Origin of the sequence: Streptomyces sp. NPDC050617 (assembly GCF_040654795.1) — a bacterium.
Taxonomy (GTDB): Bacteria; Actinomycetota; Actinomycetes; order Streptomycetales; family Streptomycetaceae; genus Streptomyces.
The window spans coordinates 282,965-301,960 of the sequence record NZ_JBFAIS010000003.1; the positions used below are offsets into that span (position 1 = coordinate 282,965).

Sequence of the window (18,996 nt, forward strand, 5' to 3'; positions counted from 1 at the left end):
CCTCCAAGTGGTGCGGCAGGGGAACCCTTTGCTTGGTGTCTCCACCCTCCAGTGGACCCTTCCGAACTGGTCAACGCCAGATGAAGGCCGCTAGTTCCCTTGTGCACCGAGCCGCTCGTACGTCCGTACGGGTGAGCGGCGGTGTTACAGGAGCACTCCGGAGGCGAAGCGGAGGACCAGCTGCGGCGCGCCGGACAGGGCGATGCCCAGGACCGCGGCGAGGCCGATGGCGGCGGTGAGCGTGGCCGGGATCTTCGGGTTGGCCGGTTCGGGCTCTTGCGCGGCGCCCGCTGCGGGCTCCTGATCCCCTTCTCGTACGGGCGTGGGGGCCCCTTCCGCCGCAGCTGTCCCCTCCGGCGCAGCCGCCCCCTCCGGTGCGCGGAAGAGGACCGCCGTCCACTGGAGGTAGTAGTAGAGCGCGATCACCACGTTGACGGCCATGACGGCGGCCAGCCAGCCCAGCCCGGCGTTCACGGCCGCCGAGAACACCGTGACCTTGGCGAACAGGCCGATGATCCCCGGCGGCAGCCCGGCCAGGCAGAGCAGGAAGAAGCCCAGCGCGAGGGCGGCGAGCGGGCGGCGGGCGTAGAGGCCCCGGTAGTCGGCGACGCGGTTGGCGGGGCTCGTGCGGGCGACGAGGGCGGCGACGGCGAACGCGCCGAGGTTCACGGCGGCGTACATCAGGGCGTACGCGACGGTGGAGCCGACCGCGTGGGCCGCGCCGCCGTCGGAGCCGGCGGTGTACGCGGCGGAAGCGATCGGGACCAGCAGATAGCCGGCCTGCGCCACGGAGGACCAGGCGAGCAGGCGCACGGCGCTGTGCGTACGGTCCGGGCGCTGGCGCAGCGCGGCGACGTTGCCCGCCGTCATCGTGAGGGCGGCGAGCACGGCCAGCGCCGGGCCCCAGACCCGTCCGTAGGACGGGAAGGCGACGACGGTCACCAGGATGAGCCCGGAGAAGCCGACGGCCTTCCCGACCACCGAGAGGTAGGCGGCCACGGGCAGCGGCGCGCCCACATAGGTGTCGGGCACCCAGAAGTGGAAGGGGACGGCCGCGGTCTTGAAGGCGAAGCCCACCAGGGTCAGGGCCACGCCCGCCTGCGCCAGCGTGTCGAGGCGCGGGTCCACGTGTGTGAGCCCCTCGGCGATCCGCGTCAGGTGCAGGCTGCCGGTGGCCGCGTACACGAAGCTGACGCCGAGCAGCATGACGGCGGTCGCGGTGACCGAGGACAGGAAGAACTTCAGGGCGGCCTCGGAGGAGAGCCGGTCCCCGCGCCTCAGGCCCACCAGCGCGAACGCGGGCAGCGAGGCCACTTCGAGGGCGATCACCAGGGTCGCGAGGTCACGGGCGGCGGGCAGCAGCGCCGCGCCCGCCGCGGAGGACAGCAGCAGGAACCAGAACTCGCCTGCGGGGAGTTTGAGATCGGTGATCGAGTTAATGGAGAGCAGCGCCGTCAGCAGGGCGCCGCCGAGCACCAGGAACTGGATGACGAGGGCGAAATGGTCCGCCGTATAGCTGCACGCCTCGGCGCCCGAGGTGAGGCAGAAGGTGGACCGGTCGCCGGCCAGGAGCGGCAGCAGCGACAGCCCGGCCAGCACCAGCCCGCCGATCGCGATCCAGCCGAGCGCCCCCTTCTTCCCTTCGGGAAGGAAGAGGTCGGCGACCAGGACGGCGAGCGCCACCACGGCGGTGATGACGGGCGGGGCGATGGCGAGCCAGTCGACGGACTGGACCAGGGAGCTCATCAGGCGCCTCCGCGCAGGAGCTGCTGAACGGCCGGGTCGGTGAGGCCGAGAAGGGCCGCGGGCCAGAGCCCGGCGAGGACGGTGAGGGCGACGAGCGGGGTCCAGGCCGCGAACTCGTAGGTGTGGACGTCGGGCACGGCGAGGAGCGGCGGCGCGCCCCCGGAGCCCGCCGCTGGTTCCGGCCGCCGCTCGCCCATGCACACCCGGCGCACGACGATCAGCATGTACGCGGCGGTCAGCAGGGTGCCGACGGCGGCGACGGCCATGAAGACGAGGAAGGCGGGGCGGCTGAGGCCGTCGGCGGGCCGGAAAGCGCCGAACATCGCGAGCATCTCGCCCCAGAACCCGGCCAGGCCCGGCAGCCCCAGCGAGGCGACCGCGCCGAACGCGAGCAGCCCGCCGAGCCGGGGGGCCCGCCCGTACAGCGCCGCGCCGCCCTTCCCCGCGAGCTGGTCGAGGTCGCTGGTGCCGTACCGGTCCTTGACCGCGCCGACCAGGAAGAAGAGCAGGCCGGTGATGAGTCCGTGGGCGATGTTGGCGAACAGCGCGCCGTTCACGCCGGTCGGGGTGAGGGTGGCGATGCCCAGCAGGACGAAGCCCATGTGCCCGACCGAGGAGTAGGCGATCAGCCGCTTGAGGTCGCCGCCCGCGCCCGTACGGGCCAGGGCCAGGCAGGCCAGCGATCCGTAGACGATGCCGACGACCGCGAAGGCGGCGAGGTAGGGCGCGAAGGTGCGCGCCCCGTCGGGGGCGACGGGCAGCACGATGCGGACGAACCCGTACGTGCCCATCTTCAGCAGCACCCCGGCCAGCAGCACGGAGCCCGCGGTCGGGGCGGCGGTGTGCGCGTCCGGCAGCCAGCTGTGCAGCGGCCACATCGGGGCCTTCACCGCCAGCCCGACGCCGATGGCGAGAACCGCCAGGAGCTGCGTGGTGTGGCTGAGCTTCGAGCCGTTGTCAGTGGCGAGTGCCACCATGTCGAACGTGCCGCCCTTGACCCCGATGAGGAGGAGGCCGAGCAGCATCACGACGGAGCCGAGCAGCGTGTAGAGGATGAACTTCCAGGCGGCGCGCTCCTTCTGGCCGCCGCCCCAGCGGGCGATCAGGAAGTACATCGGGATGAGCACCATCTCGAACGCCAGGAAGAACAGCACCAGGTCGAGCACGGCGAAGGTCGCCAGGGTGCCGGACTCCAGGACGAGGATCAGCGCGACGAACGCCTTCGGCGACGGGCCGGCGGGCATGTGCGAGTAGCTGTAGAGGGCGCAGAGGAAGGTCAGCAGCGCGGTCAGCACGAGAAGGGGGAGCGAGACGCCGTCCACGCCGAGGTGGAGGCGGACGCCGAGGGCCGGGATCCAGCCGACGTCGGTGGTCGCCTGCATCCGGGCGGGGCGGTCGTGGTCGAAGCCGGCGGCCAGGGCGACGGCCAGCACGAGGATCACGCCGCTGACGGTGACGCCGTGGCGGAGCACGGCCTGGTCGGGGTTGCTGCCCCTCAGTCCGGGCGGGGCGGGGAGCAGGGCGGCGACGGCTCCGAGGAGGGGGACGACGACGATCGCGGCGAGGAGGACCTGCATGACGGTGTGGCTCACGGTCAGCCTCCGGTGGCTGCGAGTACGGCGGCGACGGCCAGGATGACGGAGCCGGCGAGCAGGGCGCTGAGGTAGGTCTGCACATTGCCGGTCTGGGCGCGGCGGACGGCGGCGCCCAGCAGGCGGGGCACGCCGGACGCGCCGCTGACGTAGGCGTCGACGACCTCGCGGTCGAGGAAGCGCACGAGCCGCGCGGCGCCGCGCACGGGCCGCACGAACACGGCGGCGTACAGGGCGTCGAGGTGGAACCCGGCGGCCGCGTGGCGGTGCAGGGGGCCGAGCAGGAGGCGGCCGGGGTCGGCGGGGTCGGGCGCGCTCGCGATGGACCCGTACGCGCTCGTGTGCGTGGCGATGGCCTCCTCCTCGGAGACCGCGGGGTCGGCGCCCGGGTCGGCGGCGACGGCGCCGATGGGGACGCGCGCGGTCAGCGTGGAGGTGTGGCGCCAGGCCGCGTAGGTGACGAGGACGCCGACGAGGGCGAAACCGGTGCCGATGATGGAGGTGGACAGGGTCGGCTTGAGGGAGCGGCCGTCGAACCAGTCGGGGAGGGCCGCGACGGCGAGGCCGAGCGCCAGGGTGGGGACGAACAGCACCCACAGGACGGCGTTCATGACGACGGGGGTCCGGGCGGGGTGGCCTCCGGGCGCGGTGGCGGCAGCGGCGGCGGCGTCGGCCGACGCCGGGCCCGGCTCCACCCGGTCGGCGGCGGAGAGCGCGGGGCCCTTGCGGCCGCCGCGCAGCAGCGCGGGCGAGCCGGCGAGCAGCCACAGCCGGGTGGCGTAGCCGGCGGTGAGGAGGGCGGTGAGCAGCCCGGCGACCAGGACGGTCCAGCCCGCCGCGGCGGGGATGCCGGCCGTGTGCCCGGTGGCGGCGTGCTCGGCCGCGCCGAGCACGGCCTCCTTGGAGAAGAAGCCGCTGAACGGCGGGATGGCGGCGAGCGCCAGCAGGGCGACGGTCATGGTCCAGAAGGCGTCGGGGGCCCGCCCCCACAGGCCCTTCATCCGGGCCATGGCGGCCAGCGAGTTGGTGCCGGCGGTGTGGATGATCACGCCGGCGCAGAGGAAGAGGAGCGCCTTGAACGCGCCGTGGGACAGGAGGTGGAAGACGGCCGCGCCCCGGTCGCCGGAGGCGAGCGCCCCGGTCATATAGCCGAGCTGGCCGACGGTCGAGTAGGCGAGCACGCGCTTGATGTCGTCCTGGGCGAGCGCGGCGAGCGCCGAGCCGACCATGGTGATCGCCGCGAGCGCGGCGAGCACGACCATGGCCGCGGCGGAGGCGGCGAAGACGGGCAGCAGCCGGGCGACGAAGTAGACGCCCGCCGCGACCATCGTGGCGGCGTGGATCAGCGCCGATACGGGCGTGGGGCCGGCCATCGCGTCGGGCAGCCAGGTGTGCAGCGGGAACTGCGCGGACTTGCCCGCGACCCCGGCGATCAGGAGCAGCGCGACGAGGGTGGGGTGGTCGAGACCGCCGGACGCGGCGGCGCCGACGATGCCGCTGATCCGGAACGTGCCGGCGTCGGCGGCCAGCGCGAAGATGCCGATCAGGAAGGGGACGTCACCGGCCTTGGTGACCAGGAACGCCTTGAGGGACGCGGCGCGGGCGGCCTCGGTCTCCCAGTAGTGGCCGACCAGGAAGTACGAGCAGATGCCCATGATCTCCCAGCCGACCAGCAGCACCATCAGGTCGCCGGTGTAGACGACCAGCAGCATCGCGGCGGTGAAGAGGGAGACGAGGGCGGCGTAGGAGGGGTAGCGGGGGTCGTCGCGCAGATACCCCGTGGAGTAGAGCTGCACGCAGGACGCCACGACGGTGACGAGGACCGCGACGAGCGCCGCGAAGCCGTCGAGGTGCAGGGCGAGGTCGATGGGGACGGAGCCGGTGGGGGTCAGCCGGGTCGCCGCGTCGACGGCGTCCCCGCCGCCCTGCCGCCAGGCCACGACGGCGGCGAGCACGGCGGCGGCCACGGTCGGCAGCACGGCCAGCGGCCGTACGAAGCCGGGGGCGCGGCGCCCGAGCAGCAGCCCCGCCACGGCGCCGAGGAAGGGCAGCAGGGGGACGAGGACGGCGGTGGTCGTGATCGTCACGCGGCGGCCTCCGCCTTCTCGTCCTTCTCGTGGCGGTCTGTCGGTTGTTCGGGGCCGTCCGCCCGCTCGCCGAGGTCGCGCATCCTGTCGACGCCGGCGGTGCCGCTGTTGCGGTACACGAGCAGCACGATGGCCAGGCCGATGCCGATCTCGGCGGCGGCGACGGCGATGGTGAAGAGGGTGAGCGCCTGCCCGGCGTGCAGCTCGTCGCGGAGCCACACGTCGAAGGCGACGAGGTTGAGGTTGACCGCGTTGAGCATCAGCTCGACGGAGATCAGCACCAGGATCGCGTTGCGCCGGGCCAGCACGCCGTACAGGCCGACGCAGAAGAGGAGGACGGCGAGCACGGCGGGATAGGCGAGATGCATCAGCGCGCCCCGTTCTGTCGGCTGTCGGGGCGGTCGGGGCTCGTGCGGGCGGCGGGGCCGACGGCGTCCGCCCGGCCGTCCTTGTGCCGGGAGAGGACGATCGCGCCGACGAGGGCGGCGAGCAGCAGCACGGAGAGCGCCTCGAACGGCAGCACCCAGTGCCGGAAGAGGAACTCCCCGGAGACCTTGGTGGAGCCCTGCGCGACGCCGTCGAGGTCGATCCAGGTCGTACGGAAGGCGTCCACCACGACCCAGACGAGGGCGGCGGCGGAGGCGATCGCCACGGCGAGCGCGGCCCACCGGTTGCCGGAGTCCGCGTCCGGGGAGCGGCCGATGGGCGCCTTGGTGAGCATCAGCCCGAAGAGGAGCAGCACCACGACGGACCCGACGTAGATCAGGACCTGCACCCAGGCGATGAACTCCGCGGTCAGCAGCAGGTACTCCACGGCGAGCCCGCCGAGCGCCACGACCAGCCACAGCGCGGCGTGCACGAGCTGCTTGGTGGTGACGGCGACGAGGGCCGCGCCGAGCGTCGCGATGCCGACCAGCAGGAAGGCGATCTCCACGCCGGTCGGGGACAGGAAGCCGTGTCCGGCGGCGGCGAGCGTCACGCGTCCCCCTCGACCTGGGTTCCAGCCGCCTCAGCGGCTTCGGCCTCGGCCTTCGCCGCCTGGGCCGCGAGCTTCTCGGCCGCCTTGCGGGCCGCCGCGATCTCCTTCGGCTCCTCGGCCGCGGGGTCCAGCGCGGGCGGCGCCGGCACCGTCCACATCCACTCGCGGAGCTTGTCCCGCTCGTGGGTCAGCTCATGGATGTCGGTCTCCGCGTACTCGAACTCCGGGGACCAGAAGAGCGCGTCGAACGGGCACACCTCGATGCAGATCCCGCAGTACATGCAGAGCGAGAAGTCGATGGCGAAGCGGTCCAGGACGTTGCGGCTGCGCTCGCGCCCGCCGGGGGCGGCGGGCGGCACCGTCTCCTTGTGGGAGTCGATGTAGATGCACCAGTCCGGGCATTCGCGCGCGCACAGCATGCAGACCGTGCAGTTCTCCTCGAACAGGCCGATCACACCGCGGGTGCGGGGCGGCAGTTCGGGCTGCGCGTCCGGGTACTGCGCGGTGACCGAGCGCCGGGTCATCGTGCGCAGGGTGACGGCGAGGCCCTTGGCGAGGCCGCTGCCGGGGATGCGGGACCGGGCGGGCTGTCCGGGAGCCCCCGGCGTCACGGGCGGCTGCGGCAGGTGCGGCTGCTGCTGCGGCTCGGCCATTACTGGATCACCACCTTGACGATGCCGGTGAGCGCGATCTGCGCGAGGGCGAGCGGGATGAGCACGGTCCAGGCGAGCTTCTGCAACTGGTCCTCGCGCAGCCTCGGATAGCTGACGCGCAGCCAGATGACGACGAAGGCGAGGACGGCCGTCTTGAGCAGGGTCCACAGCCAGCCGAGGCCGTCGGCCCCGAACGGGCCGTGCCAGCCGCCGAGGAAAAGCACGGTGGTCAGGCCGCAGAGCACGACGATCCCGGCGTACTCGGAGAGCAGGAAGAGCGCGAAGCGCAGCCCCGTGTACTCGGTGTACGCGCCGAAGATGATCTCGGAGTCCGCGACCGGCATGTCGAACGGCGGCCGCTGGAGCTCCGCGAGCCCCGCCGTGAAGAAGACGAGCCCGCCGACGATCTGCCACGGCACCCACCACCAGTGGAAGGCGTCGAGGACGCCGACCAGTGAGACCGTGCCCGCCGCCATCGCCACGGAGGCGGCGGCGAGCACCATCGGGAGCTCGTACGCCAGCAGCTGCGCGGCCGTGCGCAAGCCGCCGAGCAGGGAGAACTTATTGGCGGACGCCCAGCCCGCCATCATCGAGCCGAGGACGCCGACGCCCATCACGGCGAGTACGAAGAAGATGCCCGCGTCGATGGACTGGCCGACCTGGTTGCCCGGCCCGATCGGGATCGCGACGAGCACCAGCAGATACGGGAGCAGGGCCACGGCCGGGGCGAGCTGGAAGATCCGCCGGTCCGCGCCCGCCGGGACGACGTCCTCCTTCTGCGCGAACTTCACGCCGTCCGCCACCAGCTGGGCCCAGCCGTGGAAGCCGCCGGCGTACATCGGGCCGAGGCGGCCCTGCATGTGCGCCATCACCTTGTGCTCGGTCTGGCCGACGACGAGCGGAAGCACGAGGAAGGCGACGAAGACGGCGAGCAGGCGCACGACCACGTCGAGGGTGCCGCTCACTGCTCCTCACCTCCCCCTTCATCCGGCGCCTTCGGTTCCTGTGGTTCCTTCGATTCCTGCGGTTCCTTGGGTCCCTTCGGTTCCTGGCGGCCCTTCGGTTCCTGGCGGCCCTCCGGCTCGTCGCGGTTCTCGCTCACGGGCTCCTCGAAGGCCGGGCGGGCGTTGTGCCAGGGCGCGTCGGAGGCGCTCGCGGAGGAACCTTCCGGCGCCTCGGCCGGTACGGGCGCGGCCGCCGCCTCCGCCTGCTGACTGGCCGAGCCCTCGGAAGCGGACCGCGAACGCCGTACGGGCCGCGTGGGCCGCGTGGGCCGCGCGGGCCCGTCGACAGCCGGGCTCCCGGACGCCTCCGTCGCCTCCGGCGCCTCAGCCTGCTGACTCGCCGAACCCTCCGACGCCGACCGCGCACGCCGTACGGGCCGCGCGGCCCCTTCGGCAGCCGGACTCCCGGACGCCTCCGCCGCCTCCGTCGCCGCAGCCTGCTGACTCGCCGAGCCCGCGCTCGCGCTACGGGTACGCCGGGCCGGACGCTCGGCACCGGCGCCAGCACCGGTTGCGGCACTGGCACCGGCTGCGGCACCGCCCCTCGCCCCGGCCCCGGCCGCGCGGGCGCCGCGCGCCGGGCGGGCGGGAGCGGGCGGCAGCTGACCCTTGAGGGGGCCCCACTCGTTGGGGTCGGGCACCCCCGGCGGCAGCATCTGCCGCCGCTTCGGCCCGCCGTGCTCCGACTCCCCCGGCTCCTTGGCCCCCGGCCACGCCTTCGCGACCCGCGCCGCGAGCACGAAGTCCTTGCGCAGCGGGTGCCCCTCGAAGCCGTCGGGCAGCAGCAGGGGTACGAGGTGGGGGTGGCCGGTGAAGTCCACGCCGAACATCTCGTGCGTCTCCCGCTCGTGCCACGCCGCTCCGGCGTACACACCGACAGCGGTCGGCAGCGCGGGAGCCTCATGCGGCACGGTGGTCCGTACGAGCAGCCGCCGCAACGACGGCCCTCCGGACACAGCCCCGGACCCAGCCCCGGACGCCGCCCCCAGCGCCACCACATGCGCGCAGATCCGGAAGCCCGTACCCGGTTCGTCGACCGCGCTGAGCCAGTCGAAGTACGTACAGCCGAGGGCGTTCCGCGCCGTTTCGAGCGCGGCGAGCCAGGCGGCCGACGGCACGTCGACGGTCAGCAGCCCGTACGCCTCCTCGGCGGCGGCGCCCGCGCCGAACAGCTCCTCCGCCGGCCCCGGCAGCCAGCCCACGGGCGGCGCCGCGGCCGGTTCCGCGTCCGGCTCCGGGCCGCCGTCGGAGGTGTTGTCGGGCTCGCGCTCGGGCTCGGCCTCGGGGCCTGTCATCTCTCGTCTTCCCCGGTCGGTGGAGTGGCTTCCGGACCGGCGGGGCCCGGCGGGTCGTCGGCGGGCGCGGCGGAATCCGGCGAGGCGGCGTCCGTGCCGACGGAACCCGGCGAGCCGGCCTCCGGGCCGGCGGAAGCCGACGGAGTGGCGGAAACCGCAGCAGCCCCCGGCGAGCCGGCGTCCGGCACGGCAGAGGCCGAATCGGCGCCCGGCGCGGCGGCGGCCCCCGGCGGAGCCGGCGGTGCCACAAGGCCGCTGCGGAGAGCGGCCCCGGATGGGGCGACCGCGGCCTGGGAGGGGGCGACCGCGCCGTAGCGCTCGCTCAGCGACTCCCGCGCGATCTTCTCCTGGAGCTTGAGGATGCCCTGGAGCAGCGCCTCCGGCCGCGGCGGGCAGCCCGGTACGTACACGTCGACCGGGATGATCTGGTCGACGCCCTTGGTGACGGAGTACGAGTCCCAGTACGGGCCGCCGCAGTTGGAGCAGGCGCCGAAGGAGATGACGTACTTGGGCTCGGGCATCTGCTCGTAGAGCCGCTTGACGGCCGGGGCCATCTTGTCCGTGACCGTGCCCGAGACGATCATGAGGTCGGCCTGCCGGGGGCCCGGCGCGAAGGGGATCACGCCCAGCCGGATGAAGTCGTGGCGCGCCATGGAGGCCGCGATGAACTCGATCGCGCAGCAGGCCAGCCCGAAGTTGAAGACCCACAGGCTGTAGCGGCGGCCCCAGTTGAGGACCACCTTCATGGGCTCGGGGGCGAGGCGGGACAGCGTCCCGAGCCGGCGCGGCTCGGGGAGGTCCACCGGTGCGGGTGTCACGTCCATTCGAGGACGCCCTTCTTCCATGCGTACAACAGGCCGACGGCGAGGAAGCCGAGGAAGACGAACATCTCCACGAGTGTGGTGCCGCCGTACCCCGGCGCGGCGAAGACCGTCGCCCACGGGAACAGGAAGATCGAATCGACGGCGAAGATCACATACAGGAACGCGTAAACGTAGTAGCGGACCTGGGTGTGCGCCCAGCCCTCGCCGACCGGGTCCACCCCGCACTCGTACGTCAGCATCTTCTCGCGGGTCGGCACGACGGGCCGCAGCAGCCGCCCGGACGCGAAGGCCACCGCGACGAAGAGCACGCCGACCACGGCCAGCAGACCGACGACCGAATAGCTGTGGAAGTAGCCGGCCGCGAGCCGGACCCCGGCGTCGGCGGTGCGTACGGTCGTCTCCGGCACGTCCGCCCCTCGCTCCCTTTGCTGCTGCGCATCCGCATTTCGACGATCTGTACGCACGGGATTCTAGGCCCTGGCCCCTGTACCGCGAGCCGCCCCGTCGTCGTGAAGGTGGGGTTATCCCTACTTCCGGTCGCGGATGAACCCCATGGCGCGGGGCCGGGCGGCCCGGCAGGCTTGGCGGTATGACCGCCAGTAGTAGAGCGCGTGACGCCGGGGCCCTCGACGACACCGCCTCCGAGGAGGACCGGCCGCCGCCCGCGTTCCTCGCCTTCAACCGGCAGACGTGGCGCGAAGTCGCGCATCTGCTCATCAACCTGCCCATGGCCCTCGTCGGCTTCGTCTACGTCTCCATGTGGCTGTACGCGGGCGTCGCGCTGTCCGTCACCGTGATCGGGCTGCCGCTGCTCGCACTGGGGCTGTCGGGCTCGCGCGGGCTGGGCCGCGCCGAGCGGTCGCGGGCGCGGGCGCTGCTGGGGCTGGCGATCGAGGAGCCGAGCCCGCTGCGCCGGCACCGCCGGAACCGGGGGTTCTTCACCTGGCTGTGGACGGCGCTGAAGGACCCGGTGGGCTGGCGGTCCACGCTGTATTTGTTCATACGATTGCCATGGGGGATCTTCACGTTCGCCGTCATCCTCGTCACGCTGATCATCGGCTGGCCGGTGCTGGGCTTCGTGGCGCGCGGGCTGACCAACGCGGACCGGGCGATGGTGCGGGGGCTGCTCTCCCCCTCCGGCGAGCTGGAGCAGCGGATCGAGGAGCTGGAGTCGGACCGCGGGGTGGTCTTCGACACCGCCGCCGCCGACCTGCGCCGCATCGAGCGCGATCTGCACGACGGCGCGCAGGCCCGGCTCGTGGCGCTCGCCATGGATCTCGGCCTGGCGAAGGAGAAGCTGCTGGAGGACCCGGCGGCGGCGGCCCGCATGGTCGACGAGGCCCACGGCGAGGTGAAGACCGCCCTCCAGGAGCTGCGCGATCTCGCGCGCGGCATCCATCCGGCGATCCTCACCGACCGCGGCCTCGGCCCGGCCCTGTCGTCGGTCGCGGGGCGGTGCACGGTGCCCGTGGACGTATCGGTGGATCTAGCGGCGCGCCCGGCCCCGGCCATCGAGGGCATCGCCTACTTCACCGTCTCCGAGCTGCTTCAGAACATCAGCAAGCACAGCAGCGCGCGCACCGCGGGCGTCGAGCTGTGGCGGGCGCAGAGCCGGCTGATGCTCCAGGTGCGGGACGACGGCCGGGGCGGCGCGTCCCTGGACAAGGGCAGCGGACTGGCGGGGCTCGCCGAGCGGCTGGGCTCGGTGGACGGGCTGTTCGTGGTGGAATCGCCGGTCGGCGGCCCCACGGTCGTCACGGCCGAGCTGCCCTGGCGGGAGCGCGCGGCAGGCTGAGCGACACCGGCGGCCGGCTGAGCGGGAGCGCGCGGCCGACTGAGCGGGAGCGGCGGACGGCTTCCGGGCCCGTGGTAGGGCCAGCCCCACCATCCGGACGCCGACACGCTCCATGGCCGCCGGCGCGGCGATCGGGGAGCGTGGAACCACAACGGTGAACCACGGACGGCCACCAGCGAACAGCCATGAAGACCTTGGAGATCGGACAGACAGATGGCCATCGATCACGGCGAGTACGTCGGTCAGGGCGGTCGCGGCGGCCGCGGCGGGTATCGCGACCCCGACGCCTACGGCCACGCCTACGGCCACGGCCCCGACGGCTACGGGCCTGACGGCTACGGGCCGCCGGAGCGCGCCTCCCGGGTGCCCGCCGTGCTCCGCGCGCCCCTGGAGGGCCGGACCTGGCGCGAGTTCCTCTACCTCGTGCTGAGCCTGCCGATAGCCCTCGTCGGCTTCACCTACGCGGTCGTGATGGTCAGCGCGGGCGCGGGCCTGCTGATCACCTTCATCGGCGTCCCGGTGCTCGCCGCCGGGCTCGCCGGGTGCCGGGCGCTGGGCGCCGTCGAGCGGACCCGCGCCCGCGTCCTGCTGCGCCTGGACGTCGGCTCCCCGGAGCCGGTGCGCCCGGCGCGCGGCCGCACCGGCCCGATGGCCTGGATCGGCGCCCTGTTCAAGAGCGGCGTCTCCTGGCGCCATCTGCTCTACGCGCTGCTGCACCTGCCCTGGGCCATGGCCTCGTCCTTCACGTCGCTGCTGCTGTGGTCGATGGGCTGGGCGGTCTTCCTCTACCCGGCGTACCAGTGGATGTACCCGCACTACTGGGGCCAGCCGGGCATGCAGCTGTACGGGGAGAGCGGCGGCGCCTCGTTCTACCTCGACAACCCCTTCGAGATCGCCGTCACCAGCGCCGTCGGGCTCGTCGTGGTCCTCGGCACCCCGTGGGTGATCCGCGGCCTGGCGCAGGTGGACCGGCTGCTGGTGCTGGGGCTGCTGGGCCCGTCCAGGATGGCTTCCCGCGTGACGGAACTGGAGTCGGACCGCGTCGTGGTCTTCGACACCGCCGCCGCCGACCTGCGCCGCATCGAGCGCGATCTGCACGACGGCGCGCAGGCCCGGCTCGTGGCCCTCGCCATGGACCTCGGCCTCGCCAAGGAGAAGCTGGAGGAGGACCCGGAGGCGGCGGCCCGAATGGTCGACGACGCCCACGGCGAGGTGAAGATCGCCCTCCAGGAGCTGCGCGACCTGGCCCGCGGCATCCATCCGGCGATCCTGACCGACCGCGGCCTGGGCCCGGCTCTCTCGGCGCTGGCCGCGCGGTGCACGGTGCCGGTGGCCGTCGACGTGGACCTGGACTCCCGGCCCGCGGCGGCCATCGAGGGCAGCGCGTACTTCACCGTCTCCGAGCTGCTCCAGAACATCAGCAAGCACAGCGGCGCACACACCGCGACCGTGGACGTGTGGCGCTCGGAGAGCCGGCTGATGCTCCAGGTGCGGGACGACGGCCGGGGTGGCGCGTCCCTGGACAAGGGCAGCGGACTGGCGGGGCTCGCCGAGCGGCTCGACGCGGTGGACGGCCTGCTGGTGGTGGACTCGCCGGTCGGCGGCCCCACGACCGTCACGGCCGAACTGCCCTGGCGCGGCTGACACCGGCCGCCGGGCGCCGCTGGGCGCCGGGCCCGCCTCCCCTTGCGCGCCCATGCCCTCACTTCCCCGGATTCCGCCCCGGAGCGTCCCGTTCCGGGACGGAATCCTGAGATGCTTGAGGGGTCATGCCAAGCGTGGGGGGACGTACATCGTGGAGGACAGGGTGCGGGTGGTCATCGCCGAGGATTCGGTGCTGCTTCGGGAGGGCCTGACCCGGTTGCTGACCGACCGCGGGCATGACGTCGTAGCCGGGGTGGGCGACGCGGAGGCGCTGCTCAAGGCCATCGCGGAGTTCGCGGCCGACGGCGAGCTGCCGGATGTCGTGGTCGCCGACGTCCGGATGCCGCCCACCCACACCGACGAGGGCGTACGGGCCGCGGTGCGGCTGCGCCGGGACCATCCGGGCTTGGGCGTGCTGGTGCTGTCGCAGTACGTCGAGGAGCAGTACGCGACGGAGTTGCTGGCCGGATCCAGCCGCGGCGTCGGCTACCTCCTCAAGGACCGGGTAGCCGAAGTACGTGAGTTCGTGGACGCGGTGGTGCGGGTGGCGGAGGGCGGCACCGCGCTGGACCCGGAGGTCGTCGCGCAGTTGCTGGGCCGCAGCCGGAAGCAGGACGTGCTGGCCGGGCTCACGCCGCGGGAGCGCGAGGTGCTGGGTCTGATGGCCGAGGGGCGTACGAACTCGGCCATAGCCCGCCAGTTGGTGGTCAGCGACGGCGCGGTGGAGAAGCACGTCTCCAACATCTTCCTGAAGCTGGGGCTGTCGCCGAGTGACGGGGATCACCGCCGGGTGCTGGCGGTGCTGACCTATCTCAAGAACTGACGCCCCGGCAGCCGCCCGCGGGCCGCGGCGGGCGGCGGGCCGGCGGCGCGCGGGCCGAGGACCAAGGTCGTAGAACCAAAGACCGAGCGGGGAGCGTCTCTAGGGAAGGGGCCGGGGGGGCGAGCAGAGCATGGCAAACCATGACAGAGCGGTATCTCGCACCGGTAATCAGCAGGTGATCCGTCCAGGGAAGGTCACCCTTACGCCCGTACGATGGCAGTGGGAACACCGGTCGACACCACCGCGTGCAGCCGCCGCCTCTAGGGAGGTCCGAAGCAGTGACCAGCCAGGTCAGTAGCCCGGCCGAGCAGGCCGAACCAGCCGAACAGCAGAGCGAGTCGCAGTACGTCTCCGGGCAGCGCAAACCCGGCGGTCCAGGCGACAAAGAGGTGCGCCGACTCGACCGAGTGATCATCCGGTTCGCGGGGGACTCGGGTGACGGCATGCAGCTCACGGGCGACCGGTTCACCTCCGAGACCGCGTCGTTCGGCAACGACCTGTCCACGCTGCCGAACTTCCCCGCCGAGATCCGGGCGCCCGCCGGCACCCTGCCCGGCGTCTCCAGCTTCCAGCTGCACTTCGCGGACCACGACATCCTCACGCCGGGCGACGCGCCCAACGTGCTGGTGGCCATGAACCCGGCCGCGCTGAAGGCCAACCTCGCGGACGTGCCGCGCGGCTCCGAGATCATCGTCAACACCGACGAGTTCACCAAGCGCCCGATGGCGAAGGTCGGGTACGAGACCAGTCCGCTGGAGGACGGCTCGCTGGAGGCGTACAACGTCCACCCGGTGCCGCTGACGACGCTGACGATCGAGGCGCTCAAGGAGTTCGGGCTCTCCCGCAAGGAGGCGGAGCGCTCGAAGAACATGTTCGCGCTCGGCCTGCTCTCGTGGATGTACCACCGGCCGACCGAGGGCACCGAATCCTTCCTCCGCAAGAAGTTCGCGAAGAAGCCGCAGATCGCGGAGGCCAACGTCGCCGCGTATCGGGCGGGCTGGAACTTCGGCGAGACCACCGAGGACTTCGCCGTCTCCTACGAGGTGGCCCCCGCCACCTCTGCCTTCCCGGCCGGCACCTACCGCAACATCTCCGGCAACCTGGCGCTCGCCTACGGGCTGATCGCCGCGTCCCGCCAGGCGGACCTGCCGCTCTACCTCGGCTCGTACCCGATCACCCCGGCCTCGGACATCCTGCACGAGCTGTCCCGGCACAAGAACTTCGGCGTGCGCACCTTCCAGGCCGAGGACGAGATCGCCGGCATCGGCGCGGCGCTCGGCGCGGCCTTCGGCGGCTCGCTGGCCGTCACCACCACCTCCGGCCCCGGAGTGGCGCTCAAGTCCGAGACCATCGGGCTCGCCGTCTCCCTCGAACTGCCGCTGCTGGTCGTCGACATCCAGCGCGGCGGCCCGTCCACCGGGCTGCCCACCAAGACCGAGCAGGCCGACCTGCTCCAGGCGATGTACGGGCGCAACGGCGAGGCCCCGGTGCCGATCGTGGCCCCGAAGACCCCGGCGGACTGCTTCGACGCGGCGCTCGACGCGGCCCGTATCGCGCTCGCCTACCGCACCCCCGTCTTCCTGCTCTCCGACGGCTACCTGGCCAACGGCTCCGAGCCGTGGCGGGTGCCGGACGTCGGCGAACTGCCGGACCTGCGGGTGCGGTTCGCGCACGGGCCCAACCACGAGCTGGCGGACGGCACCGAGGTCTTCTGGCCGTACAAGCGCGACCCCGAGACGCTGGCCCGGCCGTGGGCCGTGCCCGGCACGCCCGGCCTCGAACACCGCATCGGCGGCATCGAGAAGCAGGACGGCACCGGCAACATCTCCTACGACCCCGCCAACCACGACTTCATGGTCCGCACCCGGCAGGCCAAGATCGACGGCGTCGTGGTCGCGGACCTCGACGTGGACGACCCGACCGGCGACGCCGACACCCTGGTGCTCGGCTGGGGCTCCACGTACGGGCCGATCACCGCGGCGGTCCGGCGGGTGCGCGGCGAGGGCCACGCCATCGCCCAGGCCCATCTGCGCCACCTCAACCCCTTCCCGGCCAACCTCGGCGAGGTGCTGAAGCGCTACGACAAGGTCGTCGTGCCGGAGATGAACCTCGGCCAGCTCGCCACCCTGCTGCGAGCGAGGTTCCTGATCGAAACCCGTTCCTTCACCCAGGTCAGCGGGATGCCCTTCAAGGCCGAGCAGCTCGCCGATGTGTTCAAGGAGGCCATCAATGACTGAGACGCTGTCGGAGGGCTCAACGACGACGGACGCGCTCACCCTGGTGCCCAAGGCCGAGGCCAAGCAGTCCATGAAGGACTTCAAGTCCGACCAGGAAGTGCGCTGGTGCCCCGGCTGCGGCGACTACGCGATCCTCGCCGCTGTGCAGGGCTTCATGCCCGAGCTCGGCCTGGCGAAGGAGAACATCGTCTTCGTCTCGGGCATCGGCTGCTCCTCCCGCTTCCCGTACTACATGAACACCTACGGGATGCACTCCATCCACGGGCGCGCCCCGGCCATCGCCACGGGCCTCGCCTCCTCCCGCCGCGACCTCTCCGTCTGGGTCGTCACCGGTGACGGGGACGCGCTGTCCATCGGCGGCAACCACCTCATCCACGCGCTGCGCCGCAATGTGAACCTCAAGATCCTGCTCTTCAACAACCGGATCTACGGGCTCACCAAGGGCCAGTACAGCCCGACCTCCGAGGTCGGCAAGATCACCAAGTCGACGCCGATGGGCTCCCTCGACGCGCCCTTCAACCCGGTCTCGCTGGCGATCGGCGCCGAAGCGTCCTTCGTGGCCCGTACGGTCGACTCGGACCGCAAGCACCTCACCTCGGTACTGCGCGAGGCCGCCGCCCACCCCGGCACCGCGCTGGTGGAGATCTACCAGAACTGCAACATCTTCAACGACGGCGCCTTCGAGGTGCTCAAGGACAAGCAGCAGGCCGAGGAGGCCGTGATCCGGCTGGAGCACGGGCAGCCGATCCGCTTCGGCGCCGACGGCGCCAAGGGCGTCGTCCGCGACCCGGCCACCGGCGACCTGAAGGTCGTCGAGGTCACGCCGGAGAACGAGTTCCAGGTCCTGGTCCACGACGCACACGCCGCGTCCCCGACCACCGCCTTCGCCCTCTCCCGCCTCGCCGACCCCGACACCCTGCACCACACGCCGATCGGCGTACTGCGCAGCGTCGACCGGCCGGTCTACGACACCCAGATGTCCGACCAGCTGGAGGCCGCCGTCGTACAGAACGGCAAGGGCGACCTGGCCACCCTCCTCGCCGGCAACGACACCTGGACGGTCGTCGGCTGACAGCCGCCCACTGACCGTACGGGCTCTCACGGGTGCCGGTGCGGGACGTCCCTCGACGCCCCGCACCGGCACCCGCTTGTCATGGGGGCGGACCGCCCACCCGCGGTAACGGCTGTGACACAGAACGCACCTGACAGGCGATCTCCGCGGCGCTACCGTCGACAGGTCACCACGTCCACGGGGAGGACCTCTTGACGTCGCGTTCCACCACCAGCACCGGCCTCGTCTACGGCCTCGCCGCCTACGGCATGTGGGGGCTGCTGCCGCTCTACTGGCATCTGCTCCAGTCCTCCGGCGCGATCGAGATCCTCGCCCACCGCATGGCCTGGTCGATGGTCGCCGTGGGGCTGGGCCTGCTCGCGCTGCGCCGCTGGTCCTGGGTGCGCCCGTTGCTGCGCCGGCCGAAGAAGCTCGCGCTCATCACGGTCGCGGCGGCCGTCATCTCCGTGAACTGGGGGCTGTACATCTGGAGCGTCAACAGCGGCCATGTCGTCGAGGCGGCCCTCGGCTACTTCATCAACCCGCTGGTCTCCATAGCCTTCGGCGTGCTCGTGCTGCGCGAGCGGCTGCGGCGCGCGCAGTGGGCGGCCGTCGGCGTCGGCGTGCTCGCCGTCGCGGTGCTGACCGCCGGCTACGGCAAGCTGCCCTGGATCGCGCTCACGCTGGCGCTCTCCTTCGGTACGTACAGCCTGGTCAAGAAGCAGATCGGGCTGGACGGGCTGGAGTCGCTGGCCGCCGAGTCCACCATCCAGTTCCTGCCCGCGCTCGGCTTCCTGGTCTTCCTGGGCGCGCGCGGCGAGTCGACCTTCGCCTCCGACGGGGTCGGGCACGCGCTGCTCCTGGCGGGGTGCGGCATCGCGACCGCGCTGCCGCTGATCTGCTTCGGGGCGTCGGCGGTGCGGCTGCCGCTGTCCACGCTGGGGATGCTCCAGTACCTGGCGCCGACGCTTCAGTTCCTGCTCGGGCTCTTCGTCTTCCACGAGTCGATGCCGCCCGAGCGGTGGGCCGGGTTCGCGCTGGTCTGGCTGGCGCTGGCACTGCTGAGCTGGGATGCGTTGCGTACGGCCCGCACGGCGCGGGCGGAGCTGGCGGCGGCGCGGGCGGGGCATGCCGCGCGCACCGCTACCGAGGGGCTCTCGGACGGACCCTCGGCCAAACCTTCCGACGGGCCTTCCGGCGGCCCCTCCGGTGGACCCTCCGACGGGCCCGATATCCGGGAATCACTGTCCGAATCCCGCCCTTGAC

General features: G+C 72.6%; 16 protein-coding genes. 6 read left to right on the forward strand and 10 right to left on the reverse strand.

The window, feature by feature from the left end:
* Window positions 1-144 precede the first annotated feature (144 nt).
* From AB0I49_RS06380 to AB0I49_RS06425, 10 genes are all read right to left on the reverse strand, one after another.
* Entirely contained in the window at window positions 145-1,746 is a 1,602-nt protein-coding gene (locus AB0I49_RS06380; protein WP_363225665.1) for an NADH-quinone oxidoreductase subunit N, read from the reverse strand.
* Entirely contained in the window at window positions 1,746-3,323 is a 1,578-nt protein-coding gene (locus AB0I49_RS06385) for an NADH-quinone oxidoreductase subunit M (protein WP_363225752.1), read from the reverse strand. The genes AB0I49_RS06380 and AB0I49_RS06385 overlap by 1 nt, the downstream gene beginning before the upstream one ends.
* 17 nt (window positions 3,324-3,340) lie before the next feature.
* A complete protein-coding gene (locus AB0I49_RS06390) occupies window positions 3,341-5,425 on the reverse strand; it encodes an NADH-quinone oxidoreductase subunit L (RefSeq protein ID WP_363225666.1) in 2,085 nt (694 codons plus the stop codon).
* A complete protein-coding gene (nuoK, locus tag AB0I49_RS06395; protein ID WP_363225667.1) occupies window positions 5,422-5,793 on the reverse strand; it encodes an NADH-quinone oxidoreductase subunit NuoK in 372 nt (123 codons plus the stop codon). Before nuoK ends, AB0I49_RS06390 begins: the two co-directional genes overlap by 4 nt.
* A complete protein-coding gene (locus tag AB0I49_RS06400) occupies window positions 5,793-6,404 on the reverse strand; it encodes an NADH-quinone oxidoreductase subunit J (protein WP_363225668.1) in 612 nt (203 codons plus the stop codon). Before AB0I49_RS06400 ends, nuoK begins: the two co-directional genes overlap by 1 nt.
* Window positions 6,401-6,928, reverse strand: coding sequence for a 4Fe-4S binding protein (locus AB0I49_RS06405; RefSeq protein ID WP_363225753.1), 528 nt, complete (start codon window positions 6,926-6,928; stop codon window positions 6,401-6,403). The genes AB0I49_RS06400 and AB0I49_RS06405 overlap by 4 nt, the downstream gene beginning before the upstream one ends.
* 128 nt (window positions 6,929-7,056) lie before the next feature.
* Window positions 7,057-8,022, reverse strand: coding sequence for a complex I subunit 1 family protein (locus AB0I49_RS06410; protein WP_363225669.1), 966 nt, complete (start codon window positions 8,020-8,022; stop codon window positions 7,057-7,059).
* The gene (locus AB0I49_RS06415; RefSeq protein WP_363225670.1) at window positions 8,019-9,356 is read right to left on the reverse strand and encodes an NADH-quinone oxidoreductase subunit C; all 1,338 of its coding nucleotides are present in this window, start codon (window positions 9,354-9,356) and stop codon (window positions 8,019-8,021) included. The genes AB0I49_RS06410 and AB0I49_RS06415 overlap by 4 nt, the downstream gene beginning before the upstream one ends.
* Entirely contained in the window at window positions 9,353-10,180 is an 828-nt protein-coding gene (locus AB0I49_RS06420) for an NADH-quinone oxidoreductase subunit B family protein (RefSeq protein ID WP_363225671.1), read from the reverse strand. The genes AB0I49_RS06415 and AB0I49_RS06420 overlap by 4 nt, the downstream gene beginning before the upstream one ends.
* Window positions 10,171-10,587 carry an NADH-quinone oxidoreductase subunit A gene (locus AB0I49_RS06425; RefSeq protein ID WP_363225672.1) on the reverse strand — a complete coding sequence of 139 codons (417 nt, stop codon included), beginning with the start codon at window positions 10,585-10,587 and terminating at the stop codon, window positions 10,171-10,173. The genes AB0I49_RS06420 and AB0I49_RS06425 overlap by 10 nt, the downstream gene beginning before the upstream one ends.
* Window positions 10,588-10,769: 182 nt before the next feature.
* Between AB0I49_RS06425 and AB0I49_RS06430 the strand changes: the two genes are divergently transcribed.
* The 6 genes from AB0I49_RS06430 (at window position 10,770) to rarD (ending at window position 18,995) form a co-directional block, all read left to right on the forward strand.
* Window positions 10,770-11,975, forward strand: a complete 1,206-nt coding sequence (locus tag AB0I49_RS06430) for a sensor domain-containing protein (protein WP_363225673.1) — start codon at window positions 10,770-10,772, stop codon at window positions 11,973-11,975.
* 213 nt (window positions 11,976-12,188) lie between these two features.
* Window positions 12,189-13,619 carry a sensor domain-containing protein gene (locus AB0I49_RS06435; protein WP_363225674.1) on the forward strand — a complete coding sequence of 477 codons (1,431 nt, stop codon included), beginning with the start codon at window positions 12,189-12,191 and terminating at the stop codon, window positions 13,617-13,619.
* 151 nt (window positions 13,620-13,770) lie between these two features.
* Window positions 13,771-14,442: a response regulator transcription factor gene (locus AB0I49_RS06440; protein WP_363132975.1), complete on the forward strand. Its 672-nt coding sequence runs from the start codon at window positions 13,771-13,773 to the stop codon at window positions 14,440-14,442.
* A 278-nt stretch (window positions 14,443-14,720) separates the two neighbouring features.
* Window positions 14,721-16,679 (forward strand): 2-oxoacid:acceptor oxidoreductase subunit alpha, encoded by a 1,959-nt coding sequence (locus tag AB0I49_RS06445; RefSeq protein ID WP_363225675.1) that lies wholly within the window; start codon window positions 14,721-14,723, stop codon window positions 16,677-16,679.
* Window positions 16,672-17,751 (forward strand): 2-oxoacid:ferredoxin oxidoreductase subunit beta, encoded by a 1,080-nt coding sequence (locus AB0I49_RS06450; protein ID WP_363225676.1) that lies wholly within the window; start codon window positions 16,672-16,674, stop codon window positions 17,749-17,751. The genes AB0I49_RS06445 and AB0I49_RS06450 overlap by 8 nt, the downstream gene beginning before the upstream one ends.
* A gap of 191 nt (window positions 17,752-17,942) precedes the next feature.
* Window positions 17,943-18,995: an EamA family transporter RarD gene (gene rarD, locus AB0I49_RS06455; RefSeq protein WP_363225677.1), complete on the forward strand. Its 1,053-nt coding sequence runs from the start codon at window positions 17,943-17,945 to the stop codon at window positions 18,993-18,995.
* Window position 18,996 lies beyond the last annotated feature (1 nt).